Source organism: Actinomycetota bacterium, from assembly GCA_030776725.1.
GTDB lineage: Bacteria > Actinomycetota > Nitriliruptoria > Nitriliruptorales > JAHWKO01 > JAHWKW01.
The window spans coordinates 1-9723 of record JALYHG010000133.1 but is presented as its reverse complement, the minus strand read 5'-3'; the positions used below and the strand labels follow the sequence as shown (position 1 = coordinate 9723).

Annotated in this window: 7 protein-coding genes; 5 read left to right on the top strand and 2 right to left on the bottom strand. The window is 70.2% G+C overall.

Annotation, left to right across the window (positions count from 1 at the left end):
• Both M3N57_06360 and M3N57_06355 read left to right on the top strand, forming a co-directional pair.
• Positions 1-480 (top strand): hypothetical protein (locus M3N57_06360; GenBank protein ID MDP9022312.1); only part of this gene is annotated, 480 nt, incomplete at its 5' end.
• Between the two features lie 170 nt (positions 481-650).
• Complete coding sequence (locus M3N57_06355) at positions 651-1829, top strand: sigma-70 family RNA polymerase sigma factor (protein ID MDP9022311.1); 1179 nt, start codon at positions 651-653, stop codon at positions 1827-1829.
• 10 nt (positions 1830-1839) lie between these two features.
• Here M3N57_06355 and M3N57_06350 read toward each other — a convergent pair whose 3' ends face one another.
• Both M3N57_06350 and pepN read right to left on the bottom strand, forming a co-directional pair.
• Positions 1840-2100, bottom strand: a complete 261-nt coding sequence (locus M3N57_06350) for a hypothetical protein (protein ID MDP9022310.1) — start codon at positions 2098-2100, stop codon at positions 1840-1842.
• Complete coding sequence (gene pepN / locus M3N57_06345) at positions 2097-4631, bottom strand: aminopeptidase N (GenBank protein MDP9022309.1); 2535 nt, start codon at positions 4629-4631, stop codon at positions 2097-2099. Before pepN ends, M3N57_06350 begins: the two co-directional genes overlap by 4 nt.
• A 228-nt stretch (positions 4632-4859) precedes the next feature.
• Between pepN and M3N57_06340 the strand changes: the two genes are divergently transcribed.
• From M3N57_06340 to M3N57_06330, 3 genes are all read left to right on the top strand, one after another.
• Entirely contained in the window at positions 4860-6257 is a 1398-nt protein-coding gene (locus M3N57_06340) for an adenylate/guanylate cyclase domain-containing protein (GenBank protein ID MDP9022308.1), read from the top strand.
• A gap of 116 nt (positions 6258-6373) precedes the next feature.
• Positions 6374-8026: an FAD-dependent oxidoreductase gene (locus M3N57_06335; protein ID MDP9022307.1), complete on the top strand. Its 1653-nt coding sequence runs from the start codon at positions 6374-6376 to the stop codon at positions 8024-8026.
• Between the two features lie 14 nt (positions 8027-8040).
• Entirely contained in the window at positions 8041-9417 is a 1377-nt protein-coding gene (locus M3N57_06330; GenBank protein MDP9022306.1) for an ATP-binding protein, read from the top strand.
• The last annotated feature ends 306 nt before the right edge of the window (positions 9418-9723 follow it).

Genomic DNA, 9723 nt, shown 5'->3' with positions numbered 1-9723 from the left:
ACGGGTCCCGATCCGGTGCCCACCGACAGCCGTCGCCGATCGGCCCGAGCACAGTTGGAACGCGAAGCGCTCCGCGTGGCACTGCAGCGGCCCGATCTTCTCCCGCAACGTTGGGTCGAGGTCACCGCCGATGATTTCAGCCACCCCAGGGCCCGGTCGGTGTTCGACGCGTACCAGGAGGGCGGGGGACCCGGATCCGACCTCGACACCGTCCTGGCAGCAGCCGCCGACGAGGAGACCCGGACGGTCATCCGCGCCATCGCGCTGGAGGAGTTCACCGTCGAGCCCGACGCCCCGCACGTCGCGATGCTCGTGGGGCGTCTGCTGCTACGGCGGGTGGAGCGCGAGATCTCCCGCCAGAAGGACGTGGTGGAGCGGCTCAACCCGGTCGTCGAACGCGACCGGCACCGCACCGAGTTCGAGCGGCTCATCGCGCTGGAGGCACGCCGCCGCGACCTGCGCCACGTCGCTTCCGAGTGACCCTGCGGCGCCGTCGCCGGCGCTGGCACACGGGTGCACAGGTGGTCCTCGAGCACACGGGCGGCGGCGTCCCGCGAGTCATGTCCTTCAGCGTTCCGGCCGCGCGGGGCCGACCGTGGAGGTACCATCCGGCCACGGCGGACCCCCGCCGGCTCCCGTCGGAGGTGTCGGTGGCGGATCCGGAACTCAACGAGGCCACCGTCCTCACCCTCCCCGACGAGGGCGTCGCGGCACGCAGGGACGTGCGCGCGCTGCTGGCGCGCGGCCGGGCACGCGGTTTCGTGACCTCGGATGAACTGGCGACGTTGGCGTCGGACGGGAACCTGTCCGACCGCCAGCTCGACGCGATCCAACGGCTGCTGCGTCGAGCCGGGATCGGATGTGTTGAGCTCACCGCCGGCGGATCAGCAGGTGCGGTGGCGGACCCGTCGCTCCCCACGGTCGATCCCGTCCGCCTGTACCTCAACCAGATCGGGCGTGTCGACCTGCTCAGCGCCGACGAGGAGATCGACCTCGCCAAGCGGGCAGCGGCCGGCAGGGCCGCCACCGCGCTGCTGGACTCGACGCTGGACGTGCCCCCGGCGCGGCGCGCCCAGCTGCGGCGCATCGAGCGTGACGGGGAGCGAGCCACCCGCCGCATGGTCGAGGCCAACTTGAGGCTGGTCGTGTCCATCGCCAAGCGTTACGTGGGCCGCGGGATGCTCTTCCCGGACCTCGTGCAGGAGGGCAACCTCGGCCTGATCCGCGCCGTCGAGAAGTTCGACCACGCCCGTGGCTACAAGTTCTCCACCTACGCGACCTGGTGGATCCGCCAGATGATCAGCCGCGCGATCGCCGATCAGTCGAGGCTGATACGCGTGCCGGTGTACCTGGTGGAGGTCATGAACAAGGTCGCGCGCGTCGAACGTGAGCTGGTGCAGAAGCTCGGTCGGGAACCGACCGCGGAGGAGATCGCCGCAGCGACCGGCCTGCCGCCCGACCGGCTGGAAGAACTCGGCCGCCTCGACGTGGATCCCGCGTCGCTGGATGCACCGATCGGCGACGATGATGGTGGCTCGTTCGGTGACATGATCGAGGACGTCAACGCCGTCGTGCCGCTGGACGCAGCGGCGTACCTGCTCCTGCAGCAGCACCTGGCGTCGATCCTCGATGAGCTGCCGGCGCGTGAGCGGTTGGTGATCGAATCGCGCTTCGGGCTGCGTGACGGGACCATGCGGACTCTGGACGAAGTCGGGACCGCCGTTGGCCTCACCCGCGAGCGGATCCGCCAGATCGAATCGAAAGCGCTGGCGAAGCTGCGCCACCCGTCCTACGCCGAGATCCTGTCGGATTTCCTCCTCGAGGATTGACGGCGGCCGGTCACCTCACCACCAGCCAGACGACGATCGCCAGAACGACCACCGCGGCGAGCCCTGCCAGCAGCATGGTCGTGCGGTGGTCGGTCCGTCGGGAGGTCGGGTCACCCTCGCCGTGGACCTGCCTGCGCAGCACCTCGGCGGTGTCGTGCTCGGCCCGGAAGGCGGACCACTGCCCGGTCGGGGCGCCGACGTCGAGCTCGTCACGACGTTCCCACGCTTGAGAGAACTCTTCCTCTTCGCGGTCTGGGCGCTGGGCGTTCACGGCTGCGACGCCTCGGCGTCACGCAGCCGCGTCCGTCGTGCCCGGACCACCGTGTCACGCTCCTCGAGGAGGACACGGCGGGCCGGACCGGGTAGCTCACGGCGGAGTTCCTCGTCGGTGCGTTCCACCAGCTGCTCCTCGACCACGACCGAGGGGTACATCGAGTGTGCGTACGCCAGCGCGACCTCCAACTGGCGCTCGTCGAACATCGGTCGCAGGTGAGCGAAGTACGGTTCGACGTACGGGCGTGCCAGGTGGGGCTGGTCGGGCTGCATGAAGCCCCGCATCAACGCCTTCAGCAGGCTGTGGGACATCTCCCGCTCGCCGACGATCCGTTCCCACACCGTGGCCTTGACCCGAGCATCCGGCCGGCTCGCGCGGGCCTGGGCGGCGTTGCGTTCGCCGAGGTCGGTGGGGTCGCGTCGCTGTTCCGCCGCGATCGCGTCCTCGTCGAGTGCTCCGATCCTCGCCAACGCCTTCACGATGTGCCAGCGCAGCTCGGTGTCCACCACGAGCCCTTCGATCGACAGGTCACCGTCGAGGAGCGCACGGACAGCGTCGACGTGTTCGTCGTCGCGTGCCGCAGAGATCCAGTGTCGCACCCAGGTCAGTTGTGCGTCACTGGACGGCTGGGCGGCGCGGACCTCGTCGCGGGCCTGATCGGCCATGGCGCGCAGCAGCGGACGGGCGTTACCGGGGTCGCCCCACAGTTGCGCCGTGGTCAGGCGACGGCGCAGGATCGTCTGGAGCGACCCGACGTCGTCCTCGCCCGGGACGTTGCGCAGTGCGATCGCGGCGAACTGCCGCGCCGGCAGGACAGCGTCACGGACCATGTCCCAGGCCGCGCCCCAGCACAGCGTGCGCGCCAGCGGGTCCGTGAGGCTACCGAGGCGAGCTTCCACGGTCGCAAGCGACCGGTCGTCGAGGCGGACCTTGGCGAACGTCCACGCGGCGTCGTCGACGAGGAGCAGGTCCGCGACCGGCTCCCCGACGAGCTCGGGAACGTCGGTGGACCGACCAGCCACGTCCAGTTCCACACCCCGGCGACGCACCAGACGCCTGTCGCTCTCGTCGAACGCGGCGATGCGGACGCGGTGGCGGCGCAACGTGGGGTGGTCGTCGGGGGCGTCCTGCTCGATCCAGACGCTGGTGTAGCGGCCATCGTCGTCCTCGACCCGCGCCGCCAGCGTGTTGAGCCCGGCCGTCTGGAGCCACTCCTTCGCCCACGATGCGAGGTCGTCGCGGCCGGAGCCACGTTCGAGTTCACGCAGCAGGTCATCGAGGTCGGCGTTCGACCACGCGTAGCGGCGGAAGTACGCGCGGACCCCGTCCAGGAAGGCATCCTCACCGACCCAGGCGACCAGTTGGCGCAGGACCGAGGCGCCCTTGGCGTAGGTGATGCCGTCGAAGTTCTGGTGGACGGCATCCAGGTCGAAGACGTCCGTCGAGACCGGGTGCGTGGAGGGCAGCTGGTCCTGGTAGCGCGCCCACGTCTTCGTGTCGTGCTCGAACGTGGTCCACGCGTTGGGGAAGCGCGTGGCCCGGTCGACGGCCAAGGTCGCCATGAACGTCGCGAAGCTCTCGTTCAACCACAGGTCGTCCCACCACCGCATCGTGACGAGGTTCCCGAACCACATGTGGGCCATCTCGTGCAGGATCGTGTTCGCCCGAGACCCGCGTTCCGCTTCGGTGACGGCGCCACGGAAGATGTAGTGCTCGGCGAACGTCACGCACCCCGGGTTCTCCATCGCCCCGAAGTTGAACTCGGGGACGAACAGCTGGTCGTACTTGGCGAACGGGTAGGGATGGTCGAACGCGGCCTGGAAGAAGTCGAGCCCCTGCGTGGTGATCTCGAGGATCTCGTCGTGGTCGAGATGGTCGGCCATGGACGCACGGCAGTACACGCCGAGCGGTACGTCGCCATGCTCGGCGGACCACACGTGGTACGGGCCGGCGACCACCGCCACCAGGTAGGTCGACAGCGGCGGGGTCGAGTCGAACGCCCACAACCCGTCGCCACTGTCATCCGTGGGCGGCATGTTCGACACGACCTGCCAGTGCGGCGGAGCGTCGACCCGCACCGTCGTGCGCGCCTTGACATCGGGTTGGTCGAAGCAGGCGAAAACCAGATGCGCATCGAACGGTTCGAACTGGGTGTGGAGGTAGGCCTGCCCGTCGACGGGGTCGACGGCACGGTGCAGACCAGCGCCGGTGTTCTGGTACGCGCAGGCGGCTTCGACCACCAGGTCGTTCTCGGCGGCGAGGCTGTCGAGTTCGATGCGTGTGCCGTCGAAGCGATCCTGGGCCCGCAGTGGGGTGCCGTTCAGCTCCAGACGGTCGACCGACCGCGCCGACAGGTCGATGAACGTTCCGGCCCCCGGGTCGTCGCAGCGGAACCGGACCCGCGTCACCGAGCGGAAGGTCTCACCGTCCTCACCGAGCACCAGGTGGACGTCGTAGCGGACGTCGGAGATCAGCTCAGCGCGCGCCGCAGCCTCGTCGCGCGTGAGGTTCCCCGCTGTGGTCGACACGCTGCACGCTCCGGTACCGGGTGGTCGTCGGTGACTGCCGGGCCGATGCCGTGAGACATCGGGGAGTCCGCCGCCGAGCCTACTGGTCGACGTGGACTGCCCAGGCGACCCGCGCGTCGGCGACCTCGCCCACGACCGGAACACCGAGTCTCCGCCTCCACTGTGGTGGTCGGCGGCCCACCTCGCCGGGTCCCTGCGCGAGCGGCTGCCATCGTTATCCTCGCGCGCATGGCGCTCGGCGAACGTGCGGTGATCGAGCCCGACGCCCGCGTGGGTAGGCGGACCCGGGTTGTCGCGGCCGTCGCTGTCGTGCTCTCCCCGCTCGCGCTCCTCGCCTTGCTACGGTTGCGTCCGGCGCTCGATGCGCGCTGGCAGAATCACCCCGCGCACTTCTGGTTGGTGCTGGTGGCGGCTGCGATCGCGATGTCGCTCGGGTACGCGATCACCGTCCCGGCACGTCGCCGACGGGACGCTCGGCTGTTCCTGGTGTCGCTGGCGTTCCTGTCTGGGGCAGGGTTCCTGGGACTGCACGCGCTCGCGACGCCGGGGGTCCTGGTCGGACCCAACGCCGGGTTCGAACTCGCGACGCCGGTCGGCCTGCTGCTGGGCGGCCTGTTCGTGGCGGCGTCGGCGCTCGACCTGTCCCCGTCCACGTCGCGCCGCATCACGGCACGTTCGAGACCGATCCTGGGTGGACTGCTGGGCGTGATGGTCGCGTGGGCGGTGATGTCGCTGGCGGAGGTCCGTCCGCTGAACGACCCGCTGCAGCAGGAGGCGCTTGAGGGGTGGCAGGTCGCCCTCGGGGTGGTCGGGGTCCTCGGTTACGGACTCGGCGCGGTCGGGTACCTGCGGCTCTACCAGCGTCGCCGCGCACGCTTCGTGTTCGCCGTCGCGCTGGCGTTCGCGCTGCTGGCGGAGTCGATGGTGGTCATCGCCTACGCCGTGAACTGGCGGGTCTCGTGGTGGGAGTGGCACGTGCTCATGCTCGCCGCCTTCGCCGTCATCGCCGCGGCCGCGAAGCAGGAGTGGCACGAGGAGCGGTTCAGCGCGCTCTACCTCGAGCAGACGCTCGCCGGCGCGGAGGAGGTCAGCGTCCTGTTCGCCGACCTGCAGGGCTACACGGCGTTCTCCGAGCGGACCCCGCCGGGGGAGGTCGCGCGGATGCTCAACACGTACTTCTCCCGGCTCGTCCCGCTGATGGAGGAGCACGGTGGCCAGGTCCACCAGCTGATCGGCGACGCCATCATGGTGGTCTTCAACAAGGCGGGAGAGCAGCCGGATCATGCACTGCTCGCCGTACGGGCCGGCCTCGCGCTGCAGCGGGTGGCCACGGAGATCGCCGACCGAGAGCCGGATTGGCCGCGTTTCCGGGTCGGCGTGAACAGCGGCGACGTGGCCTCGGGGGTCCTCGGCGCCGAACGTGGCTACCGCAAGCACGACGTGATCGGCGACACGGTGAACCTCGCGGCCCGACTGGAGAGCCAGGCCCCTGTGGGCGAGGTGGTGATCGGCGAAGGCACCTACGACCGTCTGCCCGCCAGCGCATCGGTCGAACGTCTCCCGGCTCTTCGGATCAAGGGCAAGACCGATGCGGTCACCGCGTACGTCGTCCGCGGCGGCGTTTGACCGTGAGAGACTCCACTCCACTGTCTGCGGACGCTACAGCTGGCATGTCCGCGTCAACCCCCGGACGCTAGTTTCGCCCACGCGGAGTTCTGCCACACACGGCCGGAGGCAACAACGTGGCCAACCCCACGATCCTCGCCGTCGACGACGACCCTCAGGTGCTGCGGGCGGTCGAGCGCGACCTGCGCCGCCGCTACGCCCGGGACTACCGCATCCTGGCCGCCCCGTCGGGCCAGGAAGCCCTCGACCTCGCCGAGCAGTTGCGGCTGCGGGACGACGAGGTCGCGCTGTTCCTGGTGGACCAGCGCATGCCGGGCATGACCGGCGTGGAGTTCCTGGAGCGGGCCATCGAGGTCTTCCCCGACAGCAAGCGGACGTTGCTCACGGCCTATGCGGACACCGAGGCCGCCATCAAGGCGATCAACGAGGTCGGCCTCCACCACTACATCATGAAGCCGTGGGATCCCCCCGAGGAGCGGCTCTACCCGGTGCTCGACGACCTGCTCGAGAACTGGCTGGAGTCGTGGCGCCCACCGTTCGAGGGCCTGCGGATCGTCGCTGACCGTTGGTCGAAGCCGGCCCACGAGCTCAAGGCGTTCCTCGCCCGTAACCAGGTCCCCTACCGGTTCGTCGATGCGGCGGAGGACGAGGGCCGCGAACTGATCGCCCTGGCGGAAGCGGACACCGCCAACCTGCCGCTCGTCCTGTTCGCGCAAGGCCCGCCGCTCACCAACCCGTCGCCCGCGGAGGTCGCCGACCGCGTGGGGTTGCACGTCCACGCGGAGCTGCCCTTCTACGACCTGGTCATCGTCGGGGCGGGCCCGTCCGGGCTCGCCGCCGCGGTGTACGGCGCCTCGGAGGGCTTGAAGACGCTGCTCGTCGAGCAGGAGGCGCCCGGTGGTCAAGCGGGCCAGAGTGCGCGGATCGAGAACTACCTGGGTTTCCCTGCGGGGCTGTCAGGCGCGGAACTGGCACGGCGCGCCGTCGCCCAGGCACAGCGCTTCGGCGCCGAGCTGCTCGTCCCACAGCAAGTCGTCGGCGCCAACCGCAAGGACCCCTACCGCATCCTCCAGCTCAGCGACGGCTCGCACGTGAACTGCCACGCCGTCCTGATCACGACCGGTGTGCAGTACCGGACCTTGCCGGCCGAGGGCGCGGCCGAGGTGACCGGCGCGGGTCTGTACTACGGGGCTTCCCGGATCGAGGCCGTCACCCACCGCGAGCAGGACGTCTTCGTGGTGGGCGGCGGGAACTCCGCGGGACAGGCCGCGATGTTCCTGTCCCAGTTCGCGCGCACCGTCACCATCCTGGTTCGCGGCGACTCGCTGGTCGAGACCATGTCCCGCTACCTGATCGACCAGCTCGAGTCCACCGACAACATCCGGATCCGCTACGGGGTGGGAGTGGTCGAGGTCGGATCGGAGGAGGAGCGCCTGTCGTCACTGACGCTGGAGCACCTCGAGAGCGGCAAGCGAGAAACGGTCGACGCGGGCGCGCTGTTCGTGTTCATCGGCCAAGCGCCGAGGACGGAGTGGATCGCCCACCTCGTGGCCTGCGACGAGCATGGCTTCATCCTGTCCGGACCTGGGTTCGACCCACCCCCGAAGGGCTGGTCGGTTGAGCGCGACCCACTGCCACTGGAGACGACCGTTCCCGGGGTGTTCGTTGCGGGGGACGTCCGCGCCGGCTCCGTCAAGCGGGTGGCGTCTGCCACGGGCGAGGGTGCGATGGCGGTGAGCTTCGTCCACCAGCACCTGGCCGGGTTGTGAGCAGCGACGCCTCGATGGGCCGCATCGACTTCCTGCGGCAGCTGCCCTACTTCGCCGACCTTCCGGAGGAGGAGCTGCGCACCCTTAGCGGCAACGCCCCCGAGCGGCAGGTCCCGGCCGGTCAGGCCCTCATCGAGCAGGGCACCCCCGGGGAGGCCCTGTACGTGGTGGTCGAGGGGGAGTTCGACGTCGTCCGGCACGTCGACGGGCGCGACGTATGGATCGGGCGGGTCGCGAGGGGGGACGTGCTGGGCGAGATGGCCCTGCTGGAAGGCCGGCCGCGCAACGCCTCGGCGAAGGCGACGGTCGACAGCCGGGTGATCGAGATCTCCGAGCCGGCCTTCCGCAAGCTCACCGAACACTCCTCCACAGCGCTGTCCATGCTCCACACCGTGGTCGGACGCATGCGAGAACTGGAGGCGCGGCTGCGGGAATCGGAGCAGCAGGCGGCGTTCGGTCGGATCGCCGCGGGGCTGATGCACGACTTGAACAATCCGGCCGCCGCGGTCCAGCGCAGCGCCGGAGGGATCGTCGACGGGGTGGCGGCGCTGGAACAGGCCGCCGCCGACCTGCTGGCCAGCGGCGCGTCCGACGTCGACCTCACGCTCGCCCCGCCCGGCCCGCCCCCGCCCGGCCCGCCCCCGTCCGACCCGCTGACCCGCTCCGACCGGGCGGAGCGCCTCGGCACTTGGCTGGAACACCACGGCGGCGAGGCGCTGTGGGACGACGCCGCCACGCTGGTCGACGCGGGCTGGGATCTGCCGGCGCTCGAGCGCGCCACAGCCGACGTGAAGGACGCGCACGTTCGCCCGCTGGTGCGCTGGCTCGTCGCCCGTCACAACGTGCGCGAACTCGCCGACGAGATCCGCACCGGCGCAGCGCGGATCTCCGAACTCGTGGGGGCGGTGAAGAGCCACGCGTACGTCGGCCAGACCCTGGTCCCCGACCTGGACCTCAACGAGAGCATCCGACAGACCCTGGTGGTCCTGCGTCATCGCCTGCGTGACGTCGAGGTCGATCTCCATCTCGGGGAGCTTCCCCGGATCGAGGCCTACGGCAGCGAGCTCAACCAGGTGTGGACCAACCTCATCGACAACGCCATCGACGCCATGGAGGGCTCCGGGCGCATCACCATCAGCACGAGATGGGACGGTGAGCGCGTGGTGGCCGAGATCACCGACGACGGACCCGGCATCCCATCGCAGATCCGCTCCCGGATCTTCCAGCCGTTCTTCACCACCAAGCCGCCCGGTCAGGGCACAGGTCTCGGGCTCCACACCGTCTACAACACCGTCGCCCGCCACGGCGGCGACATCGGTCTTGATTCCGAGCCCGGGCGGACCACCTTCACCGTCCGCCTCCCCACGCAGCTGGCCGGACGCGAGGGGTGAGGGTCGCCGGCGTCAAGCGACGACGGACGTTCGGTGTCACACCCGGCTCGTAGGGTCCGCCCACGATGAACGGAACGAGCACAGCATCGCCTCGAACAGCGGCGGAGGCCGCGCCGCCACAGGCCACCGGCTGCGAGCAACCGCCGCTGCCGTTGTCCTGGGACGATCCGATCCCGTATGCCCTGACCGCGCGAGCCCGACGCGCGGTCGCGCCGACGTCCCTCCCGGATCTGTCGGTGGTCCCCGTCGAACAGGCGCCGACCGATCCGTTCGATCCCCGACCGGCCAGAGCGCGCGCCCTGCGGC

Excerpts from the sequence above, each read along its gene's own strand:
- M3N57_06340 (MDP9022308.1), top strand. The coding sequence starts at position 4,860 with ATGGCGCTCGGCGAACGTGCGGTGATCGAGCCCGACGCCCGCGTGGGT.
- M3N57_06330 (MDP9022306.1), top strand. The coding sequence starts at position 8,041 with ATGGGCCGCATCGACTTCCTGCGGCAGCTGCCCTACTTCGCCGACCTT.